This window comes from Pseudovibrio sp. WM33, from assembly GCF_001623165.1.
Taxonomy (GTDB): domain Bacteria; phylum Pseudomonadota; class Alphaproteobacteria; order Rhizobiales; family Stappiaceae; genus Pseudovibrio.
Map to the genome: position 1 here is coordinate 49,130 of NZ_LMCK01000009.1, position 14,899 is coordinate 64,028.

The 14,899-nt window shown below is 50.9% G+C and carries 12 protein-coding genes; 6 read left to right on the forward strand and 6 right to left on the reverse strand.

All coding sequences use genetic code 11. The annotated features are described in order from the left end of the window. The first annotated feature begins 12 nt into the window (after positions 1-12). The 4 genes from sctR to sctU are packed head-to-tail and all read left to right on the forward strand — an operon-like array spanning position 13 to position 2,929. Positions 13-657 carry a type III secretion system export apparatus subunit SctR gene (gene sctR, locus PsWM33_RS01980; protein ID WP_063299040.1) on the forward strand — a complete coding sequence of 215 codons (645 nt, stop codon included), beginning with the start codon at positions 13-15 and terminating at the stop codon, positions 655-657. A gap of 24 nt (positions 658-681) precedes the next feature. Beyond that, the gene (gene sctS / locus PsWM33_RS01985; RefSeq protein ID WP_008546860.1) at positions 682-951 is read left to right on the forward strand and encodes a type III secretion system export apparatus subunit SctS; all 270 of its coding nucleotides are present in this window, start codon (positions 682-684) and stop codon (positions 949-951) included. A 5-nt stretch (positions 952-956) separates the two neighbouring features. Next, on the forward strand, positions 957-1,799 hold the full coding sequence (sctT, locus tag PsWM33_RS01990) for a type III secretion system export apparatus subunit SctT (RefSeq protein WP_057463728.1): 843 nt from the start codon (positions 957-959) through the stop codon (positions 1,797-1,799). Continuing rightward, positions 1,796-2,929 carry a type III secretion system export apparatus subunit SctU gene (gene sctU / locus PsWM33_RS01995; RefSeq protein ID WP_063299041.1) on the forward strand — a complete coding sequence of 378 codons (1,134 nt, stop codon included), beginning with the start codon at positions 1,796-1,798 and terminating at the stop codon, positions 2,927-2,929. The genes sctT and sctU overlap by 4 nt, the downstream gene beginning before the upstream one ends. A gap of 97 nt (positions 2,930-3,026) precedes the next feature. On the opposite strand, the gene PsWM33_RS02000 is transcribed toward sctU, so the two are convergent. Then, positions 3,027-3,425 (reverse strand): hypothetical protein, encoded by a 399-nt coding sequence (locus PsWM33_RS02000; protein ID WP_208991951.1) that lies wholly within the window; start codon positions 3,423-3,425, stop codon positions 3,027-3,029. Between the two features lie 11 nt (positions 3,426-3,436). Next, on the reverse strand, positions 3,437-4,864 hold the full coding sequence (locus PsWM33_RS02005; RefSeq protein WP_063299042.1) for a TolC family outer membrane protein: 1,428 nt from the start codon (positions 4,862-4,864) through the stop codon (positions 3,437-3,439). A 305-nt stretch (positions 4,865-5,169) separates the two neighbouring features. Between PsWM33_RS02005 and PsWM33_RS02010 the strand changes: the two genes are divergently transcribed. After that, the gene (locus tag PsWM33_RS02010) at positions 5,170-8,748 is read left to right on the forward strand and encodes a beta strand repeat-containing protein (RefSeq protein WP_063299043.1); all 3,579 of its coding nucleotides are present in this window, start codon (positions 5,170-5,172) and stop codon (positions 8,746-8,748) included. A gap of 60 nt (positions 8,749-8,808) precedes the next feature. Here PsWM33_RS02010 and PsWM33_RS02015 read toward each other — a convergent pair whose 3' ends face one another. From PsWM33_RS02015 to tpiA, 4 genes are all read right to left on the reverse strand, one after another. After that, positions 8,809-9,663 (reverse strand): VOC family protein, encoded by an 855-nt coding sequence (locus PsWM33_RS02015; protein WP_208991952.1) that lies wholly within the window; start codon positions 9,661-9,663, stop codon positions 8,809-8,811. A gap of 23 nt (positions 9,664-9,686) precedes the next feature. After that, positions 9,687-11,315 (reverse strand): CTP synthase, encoded by a 1,629-nt coding sequence (locus PsWM33_RS02020; protein WP_063297348.1) that lies wholly within the window; start codon positions 11,313-11,315, stop codon positions 9,687-9,689. A gap of 179 nt (positions 11,316-11,494) precedes the next feature. Further along, positions 11,495-11,860 (reverse strand): preprotein translocase subunit SecG, encoded by a 366-nt coding sequence (gene secG, locus PsWM33_RS02025; RefSeq protein WP_063288990.1) that lies wholly within the window; start codon positions 11,858-11,860, stop codon positions 11,495-11,497. Between the two features lie 122 nt (positions 11,861-11,982). After that, a complete protein-coding gene (gene tpiA / locus PsWM33_RS02030; RefSeq protein WP_063292482.1) occupies positions 11,983-12,732 on the reverse strand; it encodes a triose-phosphate isomerase in 750 nt (249 codons plus the stop codon). 245 nt (positions 12,733-12,977) lie between these two features. Here tpiA and PsWM33_RS02035 point away from each other — a divergent pair, with 245 nt between their 5' ends. After that, complete coding sequence (locus tag PsWM33_RS02035) at positions 12,978-14,864, forward strand: SurA N-terminal domain-containing protein (protein WP_063299044.1); 1,887 nt, start codon at positions 12,978-12,980, stop codon at positions 14,862-14,864. The last annotated feature ends 35 nt before the right edge of the window (positions 14,865-14,899 follow it).

Consider the following 14,899-nt stretch of genomic DNA (forward strand, 5'->3'; position numbering starts at 1 on the left):
TGAGATTTGCTGATGACGTCTGATCCATTCTCGCTCATATTAGTGCTTGTGGTTGTGGCCCTTGTTCCGTTTCTGGCCATCGTCGCCACATCCTTTATCAAGCTTTCGGTGGTGCTGCTGCTGGTGCGTAACGCGCTTGGCGTGCAACAGATTCCGCCTAATATGGCGTTGAATGCGCTGGCTATCATTTTGTCCGGCTACATCATGCTGCCGGTCTTTTTGCAGACATTTGAGATCGTAGAGCAAGGGAACTACTCCATCACCACGGTGGAGGAGATGAAGAGGACCTTTGTTGCCGCGAAGGGGCCGCTTGAGGATTTTCTGGCCAAGCATGCGGACAGTAAGGAAAAGGCGTTTTTCCTTGAGGCCTCGCGTCAGCTGTGGCCTGCGGATATCTCTGCAAGCATGACAGAGGACAGCATTGCGATCCTACTGCCAGCCTATACGGTTTCGCAGTTGCGTGAGGCCTTCGAGATCGGGTTCCTGCTGTATCTGCCGTTCCTTGCGATTGATCTTGTTGTTTCCAACATCCTGCTTGCGATGGGTATGATGATGGTGTCGCCGCTGACGATTTCCCTGCCGTTTAAACTCTTCCTGTTTGTGGCGGTGGATGGGTGGTCGCGTCTGATCCTTGGCCTCATCAAGACCTACGTTTAGCCGGAAATGTGAGAGGAGTAGCTTATGTCCCCTGAAGACGCCGTCTACCGCATTTCCGAGGCGATGATCCTTGTGATGATGCTGTCTTTGCCGCCAATCATTGTTGCCTCGCTTGTCGGCCTTGCCGTGTCGCTGTTGCAGGCTTTGACGCAGATGCAGGAGCAGACAATCCAGTTTGGGGTCAAGCTGATCGCCGTGGCGCTGACGCTGTTCATGATGTCCAGCTTTCTTGGCTCGGAGACCATTGGCTTTACGCAGGCCTTGTTTGATGATTTCCCGACCTTGGTCAGGTAACGCCAATGAACCTGCTTGCGGAGATCACCACAGTTCATCGTGATGCATTTCTTGTTTTGTTGCTGACGTTTCCGCGCATTTTTGCGGTGTTTGCAACATCACAGATCTTCAATGCCACGTTGATGTCGCGCATGGCGCGTAATGTGGTTGTGATGGTGATTGCGATCCCGCTGTACCCCTATAACCTGCAGTATGTGGACGGATTTTCGCCAACTGGATCGATGTTTGTTGTCTACTTCTTCAAGGAGTATGCCATCGGGTTTCTGATTGGCTATACGATCTCTTGTCTGCTTTGGGCCGTCCAGTCCGCCGGGACGTTGATTGACAACCAGCGCGGTGCTGCGGTTGCCTCCAGTATTGATCCCATGCTGGGGAACGAGAGCTCGCCCGTCGGGGATTTGTTCTCCCGTGCGTTCATTCTCTATCTCTTCCTGACGCCAGGGTTCTTCTTCATCCTGACACTGGTTTATAACTCCTACATGATCTTTCCGGTGACAGAGTTTATTCCTGTTCTGCCAGAGGATTTCCCGGAGCTGATCCTGTCGATCTTCGACAATGCGATGCGCCTGATGTTTGTTATGGCTGCACCATTGGTGATCCTGATGTTCCTTGCAGAGTTTGCACTGGCGATTATCAGCCGGTTTGATCCGCAAATTCAGGTGTTCATTCTTGCCATGCCGATCAAGAGTGGCGTGGCCGTCATTCTGCTGACGTTCTATCTATCATTCCTGCTGCCAGAAGCTGCCGAGCACCAGATTGAGCTGAAGCTGTTTACGGACGAGATCTTCGGGATCTTTGAAAAAGGCAAGGACATCTATCAGGATCAAAAGCTTGAGGTCCGTCCATGAGTGGGGAGACTTCTGGTGAAAAAACCGAACTTCCCACCCCCAAACGAGAACGTGAATCTCGTGAAAAAGGGCAGGTGGCCAAGAGTACTGAGGTCACAACCACCATCTCGCTGTTCGCGGTGATTGCTTATCTCTGGTTTGCGTGGGACCGAAATTTCTCCAAGTTGGTTGGCCTGATGGATGACATGGCCAGTCTGGCGGCACGGCGAGACTTTTCTTCTTCCGCCGGAGAGGGGGTATTTGGTGTTTTTTCGACCTTCATGGACATTGTGCTGCCGCTGATTGGTGTTGCTATTGCGGCAGGGATCTTTGGGAATTTTGTACAGTTTGGCTTTCTCTGGGCCGTTGACAGTATCATGCCCAAGCTGAGCAAGATCAGTCCAGGCGAAGGGTTTAAGCGCATCTTTTCCATGAAGCAGGTGGTGCAGGTTCTCAAATCCATCCTGAAGATCGCCCTGCTCAGCACCATGCTCTACTTCACCGTGAAGTACGCGATTGGTGCTTACATCAACTCGCTCTCCTGCGGCATTCCCTGCATCGCTAATATCAGTGGTGCGATTATGAAACTGATCCTCGGGATATCGTTTCTGGCCTTTGTTGGCGTGGCGATCCTTGATTTCATGTTCCAGAAGCACACTCACATCAAGAGTCTGAAGATGACGAAGGATGAAGTGAAGCGGGAACACAAGGAGTCTGAGGGCAGTCCTGAAATTAAAGGGCAACGTAAGCGGATTTCTCAGGAAATTCTCATGAGCGACAATCTTGAGAACACCCGTAAAGCCAGTGCTGTTGTGGTTAATCCGACGCACTACGCGGTTGCCATATCCTATCGCCCCGACGAGGTTGCTGTACCATTGGTGGTGGCAAAAGGGCTTGATCTGACTGCGCTTAAGATGCGTACAGAAGCTGAGGCGGCAGGCGTGCCAATTTTTGCCAATGTAAAGCTTGCTCGTATGCTGCATGCGGAAGTGGAGATTGAAGAGCTCGTTCCGCAAGACATGTTTGCAGCTGTTGCCGAAATTCTCGTCTGGATCGATAAAAACAAAAACATCCTTTACAACGGCCCGCTTGAACGCGGTGTGATTGATCTGGAACACGAGAAGAAGAACGGCGATGAGCCGCTGAACTAAAGCAGTTCGCATTTAAGCTGAAACACATGAACTGTTTTAGTCTTTGTTTTTGCGTATCTTTATCCGAAAACCGGTTTCCACTTTTCGGAGATACTCTCTAGTACTCTCTCATGTATTCGCGAAAACAAAGACAGCGATTGACAGCTTCATCATCCCAAACCGCATCTTTCATGTAGCCAATGGCAACTCCACACCAGTCTCTTGTTTCCAACGCCCAATCAAATCGCAACTGCACGATTGAGCTGCGCTGCGCAGAGACAACAACGGTATTTGCCTCCTCAAAATAATCACGTACCCGAACAGAAATTTCGCTGTGCAGCTCCTCGGGGTGTCGCAGGTTGAAATTGTAGCACACACCACCGCGATAATAATCAGAGGTCGCAACGGCAAGGTCCGCGCTGACAGCATCTCCTGCCCATACCGAAAGAGACATGGCAGCCCCCCAGATGAGGAGTGCAGGACCGCTCATGCCCGTTGCAAATTTAAGTCTGCCCAAAATCCCCTCCCTCATTGTTTCGGTTTAGGCATGGCAACAGGTGTCCCACGCGCCCACTGAGCTGAAACGCCTGGCAACACTTTCCCCGGCAGCCAGCCCTCTGTTTCCTCATCATCCCGTACTTTACGATAGCCCGCTTCGGCTTGGGCAGGAGGTTGAACATCAAACGATTCCAGCAAACCGCCCATTGCTGCCAGCAATCGGTAGTTGGCAAAGGTTTGCGCATAGCGGGCAGAAATCTCGGAGACTTCAGTAAAAAAGACTGTGTTTTGTGTATCCAAAACATCCAGCAGAGTTCGTTGTCCAACGGTGAACTGGCCTTCATATGAAATGAGAAGCTGTTGTGATGCTGAAAGCTGTTTTTTGATGATTGCAAGCTGCTTGGAAAGCTCAACACGCCGGATCCAGGAAGCACGCGTTTCCCGCTCAACTTCACGAAAAGCCCGCGCCGTTCTCATCCGTGCCTCACCCGCCCGCTCAACCTGCTCAGCACGCCTGTTCTTCGTGATATTGCCATTAAAGAGGTTCCAACGCATGACAACCAGCGCTGTAGCCTGATTATTGACGCCAGGAAATCCGTTCAGGTTTTCACCAACACGCGAGGAAAGCTCCAGATCCAATCTTGGATAATAATCTGCCTCTGCAATCTTAATCTGCGCATTTGCAGCATCTACATCGGCTTTGCGCAACGCGATCAGTGGATTGTTCCGCCGTGCTACATTCAAAACATCAGGAAGCGTGCCAGGAATGCGTCGTGAAACACTGGGGACGCCCCCCAAGCGTCCTACAGGCTTGCCCACCACCTCAATAAATGTGGCTTCAGCAAGTTCAAGCTCTTCAACAACCTCCTGTAATGCAAGCCGTGCAGCAAACACCCTTTCACTTGCCTGCTGAACATCTGCAACGGAGACAACCCCGCGAGACAAACCTGCCCGCATATCCGAGGCAACTTTGGAGTGATAAGCAATATTGCGTTGAGCAAACTGTTTCACTTCAAAAAGACGGGAAACTTCCACATAGGCACGCACCGCACTCAGACCGATAAACTCAGACCGCTCCCAAACTCTGAAAGACGTGGCATCCAGACGAGCTCTCTGACGCTCAATCTCATAGGTCGTCGCAAATCCATCAAAAAGCTTTTGCCGACCTGTCGCTCTCACTTCATAAGGGCCATAAAAGAACTGATCCCGCTGACGGGTAAAACTGCGATCAGCCCATTCGGCACCCCCGCGAAACTCAAGATCAAGACGCGGCAACCATTCGCCTTTAGCTTGTTTCAGCTCAAAGCCAATCGCATTGCGGTCAAAAACCGCTTCTCCGATTTCAGGATTGCTATAGACAGTAAGGTTAACTGCATCTCTGAGAGACATCGCGTGGCCTGCTCCGCTCAACAAGCCAACGGCAGCAACGCCAAGAATAAGTGGCGCAAACAACTTCATACACACGCCCTCTACGCAATACTTGAGACAACCGGGCAACTGAAGCTTTAATTTACTTTATTTTAATATAATGTCATTCCTCACGCAATTAAGTGTAATAAATATCAATAACTCAAAAAGTAATAGCAACCTCAACTCAACAGACGCGGCCTCTAATATTGTCAGTTATGCGTATTGTATAATGTATATATAAATTTGAACTCCATTTGATTTAGAATTCGGCAGCACAATTTCAGCGAGACGTTGTCTTCTCACTCAGAAAAGGCGCGCTAACGTCCTGTTCCAGTTTGCAAAGGGAGCCTTGCATGCCGAATACCAGAACCGGTGAACCTCAAGCGCTTCCAAGCAATCAAACAACGCCTGAACAGGCCCCAGGGCTGAAGAATGCATCTCAACAAGAGGCCAGTTCAACAACGTCAAATGTCAGCCAGCTCATTATCCAACTTCCTGATAACATTGAAACAACGTCAGAAACGCAGTTAGATGGCCAACCACGTGGCATGAACCTGCTTCTTAACGAAGTGGAATGGGATCCTGTCAGAGAAATTCTGCTGTTGCCATCAGGTTTGGAGCTTGCAGACATCCAGACCGCCAATGGCACCACCGAGATCACCCTGTCAGATGGCACACGTCTGATCATTGAAGGTCACAGCAACAATCCGCCTTCCATTGAGATTGAAAATCAACTCCTCACCGCGCAGGAAATTCAAACAGCATTTACAGCTGCGCGAAACGCAGAACCAAGTGCTGGTCCAGAGACCTCATCGGGTGCACCAAGCGCTTCTGAGCCCTCAAGCGACAACCATGAGCCTCAGTCTCCGTTACCTGCCAACGATGAACTCATTGGCAGCGGAAATGACTTCGAGCCAATCTCAATCGTCGTCCAGCCAGCTTTCCCAATCACCCCACTTCTGTTGCCCTCAGAGCTCAATGAAGAGGTTCTCGAACGTGAATTTGGAGATGGCACATTCGAACCTGACCAGCAAACCACATCCACGCCAGACCTATCCAATCCGCGAGTGACACCTGCCTTTTTCGCAGGCAACACTGATGATGTGTACGAGTCCGGCCTCGCGTCTGGTACTGCAGCAGGACAGGCCGCCACTCAAACTGCTGGGCCGATGAACATCCAAAGCGGTTCCTCCCCGCTCCAGACGCTCGAAGTTTGCGATCCCATTCAAAATGTCTGGGTAGATGTCACCAATGGCGGCCAGATCACAACCTCCCATGGGACCTACGCTATTACGGTTAATCCAGATGGAACCTACAACTGGACCTACACTCTCAGCACCTCAGGTGATCACAGCAACAGTGCGCAGCAAGACCTCCTGAAGGTCCGTGTGACCAATGAAGAAGGCAATCAGGCAACTGGTGACATCACCATCAATATCCTCGATGACACTCCTCTGATTGATATTGCGGACGCACCAGCCACCGTCGCAGAGGGCAACACGCTCGCTAGCACCTGGTCCCTTGCCTCAGGTGCTGATGGCGTCAACCATGTCACTATTTCAGTGCCCAGAGAAGCCAACCAGACCATCTCCCTTTCCAGCAACACCTCTGCCACGTTCACGCTGCCCAAAGGCATACTCACCATCAACTCGGATGGCACTTACTCCTTTGAAGCAGCGACCAATCTTGACCACGACGATCCACAAGAGCAAACCTTCACCATCACCGCAACAGATGCTGATGGAGACACCACGTCAGACACACAGACCATCACCATCATCGACGGCACATCACCAACACCACCAGACAACTTGCCCGGTGAAGCAGTAGATCTGATCCTCATCGTCAACGAAGCAGCACTCGATACAACGCAGGATCAAACTGATCTGGCAGCAAGCAACATCACTGGCTCAAATCCAACCAGCACTGCTGAGACAGACACCTCCAACACTCTGACGTTCACTGCGGGCTCTGATGACCTATCTACATTCATATTTGGTGATCCTTCAGGCATCACTATCACCAATGGAGATGCGGCCCTCAATATCAGTTGGGCAATCTCGAATGGTCAACTTATTGGTTCAATAAACGGCACCCCTGCTATCATTTTGGCATTGGATGCTTCAGCCATCCCAGCAGGTCAACAAGGCTCGGTAAAGGTCACAGCAACGCTGACAGATGCCTTTCCCCATGATGCAAGCGGAGATCCTATCAACATCAACGGCATCACCATAGACGCCTCAGACCATGACGGAGACATGGTCACAGCTGACATTCAGATCAACATCATTGACGATGCACCACAGCTGGACATTGCAGAAACACCAGCCTCAGTCGCAGAAGGCAACACACTCAACGGTACGTGGTCGCTCACTTCCGGAGCTGATGGCGTTACTGACGTCACCGTTTCCATTTCTGGTGAGATCGACCAGACCGTCTCTCTATCTGGAAACACCCCTGCTATCTTTGACATGCCTAAGGGTATCCTCACCGTCAACCCGGATGGCACTTACTCCTTTGAAGCTGCTACCAATCTGGACAACAACGGTCCGCAAGAGCAAACCTTCACCATCACCGCAACGGATGCTGATGGAGACACCACGTCAGACACCCAGACTATCAAGATCACCGATGGCACAAATCCGTTCGGTGGCGACATTATCGCCTTAAGTCTTGATGAGAGTGCTTTGGGAGATCAGGTCGGTAACAATGAGCCGACAGGAGATGTAATTGGATCAAAACCAGCAAGCACAGCAGAAACACAAAGTGATACACTGAGTTTCACAGCTGGTTCTGATAATATCATAAGCTTCACGATTGGAGACACATCCAGTATCGAGGTCCGTGATGACAGCGGCGCTGTCGTCACCTCCATCAACTGGGCGCTTTCAGCTGATAAACAGACATTCACAGGCTCAATTAATGGCCAAAACATTATTCAATTGGCCCTGATAAGCGCATCCATTGCTGCAGGAACCACGGGTTCAGTTCAAGTAACTGCCACACTGCTTGCAGATTTTCCGCATGTGACCAACGGAACCAGCGATTTCACAATATTAGGTGTCCCGATTGTCGCAACGGATACAGACGGCAGCACTGCTCTGGGCATCACCAACATCTCAATCAAAGATGACAATCCAGACATCGACATCTCAGACACACAGAACGTCGTAACTGAGGGAGAGACAATCAACGATACCTTCTCACTCAGCTCTGGTGCTGATGGATACGCGCAAGTGACTGTCTACACGGACGTAAACGACCAACACATCGTCAATCTGGCTCCTAACACACAAACCACGCTGAACACGCAGCAAGGTGAACTTACCATCCATTCCGATGGCACATGGGAGTTTACAGCCGACACGGGGCTGGACTTTCCCCAAAACCAAACACTGCAGTTTTTCATTTCAGTTGAAGATGGGGATGGCGATACAGATACGGACAGCCATCTCATTTCCATCAAGCAGGCAGCATCGCCCATACTTGGCACATCCGGGGATGATGTGCTGACAGGGACGCAAACCAGCGAGCTGATCAAAGGTCTCGACGGTGACGATCACATCTCCGGCATGGAAGGGCGAGACAAGATTGCAGGAATGGGTGGCAGGGACACACTTGAAGGTGGAGCCGACAGCGATACATTTGTGCTCGATCTCTCCAATCTCACAATTGCAGATCTCATCACTGACTACGATTCATCTGGAGATGATGCTGATCGGCTGGATGTGACAGAATTGATTGGATCAGAACAAGTCACGCAGCAAAATGTGGGAGACTACTTCCAGCTATCAGGAGGCGTTCTGAGTTTTGATCAGGATGGAGCTGGAACGAACCACAACATAGTACAGGTCATGGAGTTTTCGTCGCCTCCAGCTCAATTGGAGCTCATCGTGGATGAAAATCAGGCACCACTCATTGTCACTGCATAACTCACCAGGCTCAGCACAAATAAAAGCCCCGAAAGCGATAGCCTCGGAGTTTAAAAAGGATCAGCTGCAAATCACGGCAACACCGGCCATTCGTTCTGGCTCAATCACCCAGAAATCATTGGATTTGCGTCCACCAAGCGCTTCAGCATATTTACCAAAGCTCTCCAGATTCGCAGCCAAAAAGCCTAGGGCCACCAATTTAAGGCCTGCCCGATTAGCTGGAGCTTTAACCCCATAAAGGCTCTCATAGGCACTCGGAGAAAGAACTTTGACTACCCCGCGAGACGTTTCAATCTCGACACCAAGACTGGAGAGCCGTGCAGTACGCTCACCAATAAACGCCTTCAGGAATTCATGATGATCAGCAGGGTCGTCAGCAACAAAGATGACTTCGCTCAGATCGCGCACAGTGTTCGGGTGGGATTGATACTCTGCCTTCCAGAAGTTTTCTGGAAACTTGTTATGGCAAGTAAAAAAGCCAAGCTCCGTGCTGAGGGGATCTGCCGTAAACGTCAAATCAAAAGCAACCTGACGTTCTTCGCCCTCAGGAGAAACAGCAATCCGCTCAAAGGAGAATGGCGCATACTCAGGAAGACCGGCAGCAGTGTATGCTTCACGGTCGTCCGCCGCGCTCGTGCTATCCATCACGAACATGGAAGCACCTTCTCCCTTCAGCAGGAAATCGCGATTGAACACTCCGAAAGAGAAAACACCTTCACTTGGTTCTGTCAGTTCAGCGTTTTCGCCAATCGCCAAAACCTCAAGAAAACTGCCATTCAGCTGAACGAGGCGGTTTTCAGTACCCCAAGGATGACGCGCAGTTGGCGTCACCTTAAATCCGAGCTGTTCCCAAAGCCCTGCAGCATCCCGCAAAGAGTTTACAGCAAGAACAATATGGTCAATTCCCTTGGTCAAAGTATTTCCCCCAAAAGGTCCGATTAAACCAGACGGCTATTATCGCGCGCAGCACCTACAAAGGAGGAGAACAGCGGATGCGGTTCAAACGGGCGTGATTTCAGTTCTGGATGGTACTGAACACCAATGAACCAAGGATGGTCATCGATCTCTACCGTTTCAGGCAGAACACCATCTGGAGACGTACCGGCGAAAATCAGACCAGCTTCTTCAAGCTTCTCACGATACCCGATGTTCACTTCATAACGGTGACGGTGGCGTTCGGAGATTTCTGTGGAATCGTAGATCGCAGCAATCTTACTGTCAGCTTTCAGAACTGCATCATAAGCACCAAGACGCATGGTACCGCCCAGATCGCCTTCCGCCTGACGCTGCTCTTTCTCGTTACCGCGTGTCCATTCAGTCATCAAACCAACAACTGGCTCTTTGGCTGGACCAAACTCGGTAGAGCTCGCATCAGCAATACCTGCAAGGTTACGCGCGGCTTCAACAACAGCCATCTGCATACCAAAACAAATACCGAAGTAAGGAATGTTGTTCACACGCGCATAATGTGCAGCAGCAATCTTGCCTTCAGAGCCGCGCTCACCAAAACCACCAGGAACCAGAATACCGTTCACATTAGCAAGGAACTCGCTTGGGTCTTCCTTCTCAAATGTTTCAGATTCAATCCACTCAAGATTGACCTTCACGCCATTCGAGATTCCGCCATGTACAAGCGCTTCAATCAAGGACTTATATGCGTCTTTGAGAACAGTGTACTTGCCAACAATCGCAATGGTGACTTCACCCTCTGGATTGAACAGAGAATTGACGATGCTTTCCCAGCGGCAAAGATCTGGAGCCGGAGCACCTGTGATACCAAACGCATCCAGAACCTGCTCATCAAGGCCTTCCTTATGGTAGGCCAGCGGCACTTCATAAATGCTCTTCGCATCATATGCCGGAATAACAGCTTCTTCGCGTACGTTACAGAATTGGGAAAGCTTACGACGCTCATTCTCAGGGATCTGGCGATCACAGCGCACCATAAGAATGTCTGGCTGAATACCGATAGAACGCAGCTCTTTAACAGAGTGCTGTGTCGGCTTGGTCTTCATTTCACCAGCACTTGCAATGTAAGGCAGCAGTGTCAGGTGGATGTAAACAGCCTGTCCGCGCGGCAAATCATTGCCCAGCTGACGAATGGCTTCAAAGAACGGCAGTCCTTCGATGTCACCAACGGTGCCACCAATCTCACAAAGCACGAAATCATACCCTTCGTTGCCATCCAGCACGAAGTTCTTGATCGCGTCAGTCACATGAGGAATCACCTGCACGGTACCGCCAAGGTAATCACCGCGGCGTTCCTTCGCAATAATGTCCTGATAAATACGACCAGTGGTAATGTTGTCTTGCTTATTTGCCGGACGACCCGTGAAACGCTCGTAGTGGCCAAGATCCAGATCGGTCTCTGCGCCATCATCGGTCACATAACACTCACCATGCTGGTAAGGGCTCATAGTACCCGGATCAACGTTCAAATAAGGATCGAGTTTACGGAGCCGAACCTTATATCCGCGCGCCTGTAAAGCCGCACCAAGAGCTGCGGAGGCAAGTCCCTTCCCAAGAGAAGAAACAACACCACCGGTGATGAATATGTACCGTGCCATGGATCGCTACCACGTTTGAAAGGGTGGAATTTATCAAATAGGGAAGCACGCCTTGGTGGGTGCCTGATAATCCAATACCCTGGATAATTGAGTTATGTCTGAACGCACGAATGACGGACACTGCACAAGTGTGCGGTGCCGTCAGACGTATATTTCAACTGTTTCTGCTTTACAGCAGATTACTGAGCAGGTGGAACCTGCGGGCCAGTTGGCTGACTTTGCTGCTGAAGCTGGTCAAGAAGACCATTGCCAGCGCCCCCTTCTGTACCCTGCGTTGCTGAACCGGCAGGAACCTGATCAAGCAGAGAGCCTGGACGCTCGTCATAACGAGCCAACAGAGAAAGAGCGAGTGAAGTAGCAAAGAAGCAGACAGCAAGAATCGCAGTACCGCGAGTCAGCACATTAGCTGTGCCGCGGCTGCTCATCACACCACCGCCGCCACCGCCGCCAATACCCAATGCGCCGCCTTCAGAGCGCTGCAGTAGAACCAGTGCTACTAGCGCCACGACGACCATCAGGTGGATAACAATCAGAACGGTTTCCATAGGTATCCGTAGGTTTAATGAATTCGTTAGTCGGCCTTCTAACCGAATTTGCTGCGCCTTTCTACCCTAAAGGCGCAGCAAATTGGTGGACTGCTAAGAATATTATAAAAAACCGGCTATTATTAGCCGCGATAAGCTTCGGCAATTCCAAGGAAATCCGTGGCTTTCAGGCTTGCACCGCCAACCAGAGCACCATCAACGTTTTCAACCGCAAGCAGCTCTTTTGCATTGGTAGGCTTAACAGAGCCACCATAAAGGATGCGCATTTTACCGCCAACATCACCACCAAACTGCTTGATGAGAGTCGCGCGAATAGAAGCGTGAACCTCAGCAACGTCTGCTGGAGTTGGCGTCAATCCAGTGCCAATCGCCCAAACAGGCTCATAAGCAATTACAGTGTTTTCGGCAGTTGCGCCTGCTGGTACTGAACCCAGAACCTGTTTGGTAACCACGTCAAGCGTTGTACCCGCGCGGCGCTCGCTCTCAACTTCACCAACACAAACAATAGCAACAAGGTCAGCGCGGTAAGCAGCTTCAGCCTTCTCACAAACGTCCGCATCAGATTCGCCATGATCTTCGCGCCGCTCGGAGTGACCAACAATCACAAACTTGCCGCCTGCATCACGGATCATTTCCGCAGAAATATCGCCAGTATGCGCACCGCTCTCATTTGCGTGGCAGTTCTGTGCGCCAATCGCAATTTTGTCTTGGGAAGCCAACTGCGCAACCAGCAATGCAGGTGGACAAATCAGAAGCTCTACATTTTCGGCAAGTGCTGAGTCGTATCCCGCGCCCATAGCTTCCAGCTCTGCAGCTGAAGCCTTGGTGCCATTCATTTTCCAGTTACCAGCAACAAGTGGCCGATTAGTCATTTGATCCGTTCCCCAAATATGAATTCCAAATTCCCAAATGGAATGTGTGCTCACTAGCAGAAAAAACACTTAAGTCCCATAGCGGATTACCGCTAGTACGATGAACTTCGTATCTCCTGTCGAATCTCACAGCCTTTATGGCGTGTAAACTTGCCCCAGGGCGAAAGGAACACTATTATCCGGCGGCCTTGCATGTGTGCGCGGGGAGACTGTCCCTCGCCTTCAACAAGAGAACGGATAAAATTATGCTCGACGCGCTGCGTAATAGCGTAGGTTCCTGGTTTGCAAAGATCCTGATCGGCCTTCTGGTCCTCAGCTTTGCAGTTTGGGGGATCGCTGACGTCTTTACTGGAATCGGCTCCACATCTGTTGCCTCAGTTGGCGACAAAGAAATTTCGGCTCAGGATTTCCAACGAGCTTATTCACGCGAGCTCGACCAGCTGTCACGCCGCGTCGGCCAGCCTGTCACTCAGGAACAGGCCGCTGCATTTGGCGTACCAGCTCAGGTTCTGGGCCGCCTCATCGCCGAAGCTGCGCTTGATTATGAAGCATCACAGCTGCGCATCGGTGTATCTGATGAAGCTATTGTCAAAACAATTCAGGAAACACCAGCATTTCAGGGTGTAAATGGCTACGATCGTAATCGCTTGAGCCAGGTACTTTATAATCTGGGCATAAGCGAAGACGAATTCGTGATGCAGCAACAGCTCGTCGCAGAGCGTCAGCAGCTTGCAGAAGCTGTTATCGGCGGCATCGTTGTGCCTAAAGCAATGCTCGAAGCCTTCGACAAATACGCAATGGAAGAGCGCACTGTTGAGTACCTCGTGCTGCCACAGAGCTCTCTGACAAATGTTCCAGCTCCGACTGACGAAGAGCTCGCTGCGTTTTTTGAAGAGAACAAAGGCAACTACAAAGCACCTGAATACCGCAGTGCCACTTTGATCGAGCTGACAGCAGACAAGATTGCAAAGCCGGAAAATGTGACTGAAGCGGAACTCGCTCAGGAATATGAGCGCACCAAAAACCGCTATCAGTCTCAGGAACATCGCCGCATCTTCCAGATTTCCTTCCCAACCAAACAGGAAGCAGAAGCCGCTGTTGTTGAGATGGAGTCCGGCAAGACCTTTGAAGACCTCATGAATGAACGCGATCTGACCGAAAAAGATGTCGATCTCGGCCTCATGAACAAATCCGGCTTCCTTGATCAAAAAATTGCAGATGCAGCTTTTGCTCTCAAAGAAGGTCAGGCAAGCAACGTGGTTGAAGGCCAGTTCACCAACGCGGTCCTCTTTGCCAAAGAGGTCAAGGCAGCTGCAGTACAGCCTCTGGAAGACGTTAAAGATGAACTACGCGGTGTCGTTGCTCAGGCAAACGCAGCCGATGAAGTAGAAGACCTCTTCAACGAAGTCGAAGACGCACGCGCAGGCGGCAGCACCTTTGAAGAAATCGCTGAGCGCTTTGATCTGGCTCTGATCAACACACCTTCATTTGACGCTTCCGGCAAAAACGAAGCGGGCGAAACTGTTGATCTTCCACAAGCAAGCGCACTGACCACAGCAGTCTTTTCTACCGATGTTGGCGTTGAAAATGATCCACTGGAAATCGGCCGTACAGGTCACCTGTGGTACGAAGTGAAAAATGTCACCCCTTCCCGCGACAGAGAACTCTCTGAAGTGAAAGAAGCCGTGACTGCTGACTGGACTGCCAACCGCACGGCAGAGCTACTGGAAGAAAAAGCTCAAGCCTTGATCGCAGAAGTCGAAGCAGGAAAGCCTCTTTCCGAAGTCGCAACGGCCGAAGGTCTGACAACAGCTACATCCGCTCCGTTCACCCGCAACGGCGGCATCGCGGAGCTTTCCGGCTCTGCTGTAACTGCAGCATTTTCCGGACCAAAAGGCACCGCCTCTCAGGTTCCTGGCAACAACGAAGACCGCATTCTTCTTGTCCTAACCGACACGACGTCTCCAGCCTTCATGACAGAATCTGAAAACGTGCAGCGCATTGACACTCAGCTGACAGGCGCACTGGAAAGCTCCTTGCTCAACCAGTTCATCTCTCAGCTGGAGCAAACAGAAGGTGTCCGAGTAAATCAGGCAGTCTTCAACCAGCTGACCGGACTGGATCGTCAGTAGACAAATCCTTGTCGAAAACAAGCCCGCCACACTTA

What these genes read in the sequence shown, in the direction of transcription:
- sctS (WP_008546860.1), top strand. Translation starts at nt 682, where the DNA reads ATGTCCCCTGAAGACGCCGTCTACCGCATTTCCGAGGCGATGATCCTT.
- sctR (WP_063299040.1), top strand. Translation starts at nt 13, where the DNA reads ATGACGTCTGATCCATTCTCGCTCATATTAGTGCTTGTGGTTGTGGCC.
- sctT (WP_057463728.1), top strand. Translation starts at nt 957, where the DNA reads ATGAACCTGCTTGCGGAGATCACCACAGTTCATCGTGATGCATTTCTT.
- PsWM33_RS02020 (WP_063297348.1), bottom strand. Translation starts at nt 11,315, where the DNA reads ATGGCACGGTACATATTCATCACCGGTGGTGTTGTTTCTTCTCTTGGG.
- sctU (WP_063299041.1), top strand. Translation starts at nt 1,796, where the DNA reads ATGAGTGGGGAGACTTCTGGTGAAAAAACCGAACTTCCCACCCCCAAA.
- PsWM33_RS02005 (WP_063299042.1), bottom strand. Translation starts at nt 4,864, where the DNA reads ATGAAGTTGTTTGCGCCACTTATTCTTGGCGTTGCTGCCGTTGGCTTG.
- PsWM33_RS02035 (WP_063299044.1), top strand. Translation starts at nt 12,978, where the DNA reads ATGCTCGACGCGCTGCGTAATAGCGTAGGTTCCTGGTTTGCAAAGATC.
- secG (WP_063288990.1), bottom strand. Translation starts at nt 11,860, where the DNA reads ATGGAAACCGTTCTGATTGTTATCCACCTGATGGTCGTCGTGGCGCTA.
- tpiA (WP_063292482.1), bottom strand. Translation starts at nt 12,732, where the DNA reads ATGACTAATCGGCCACTTGTTGCTGGTAACTGGAAAATGAATGGCACC.
- PsWM33_RS02010 (WP_063299043.1), top strand. Translation starts at nt 5,170, where the DNA reads ATGCCGAATACCAGAACCGGTGAACCTCAAGCGCTTCCAAGCAATCAA.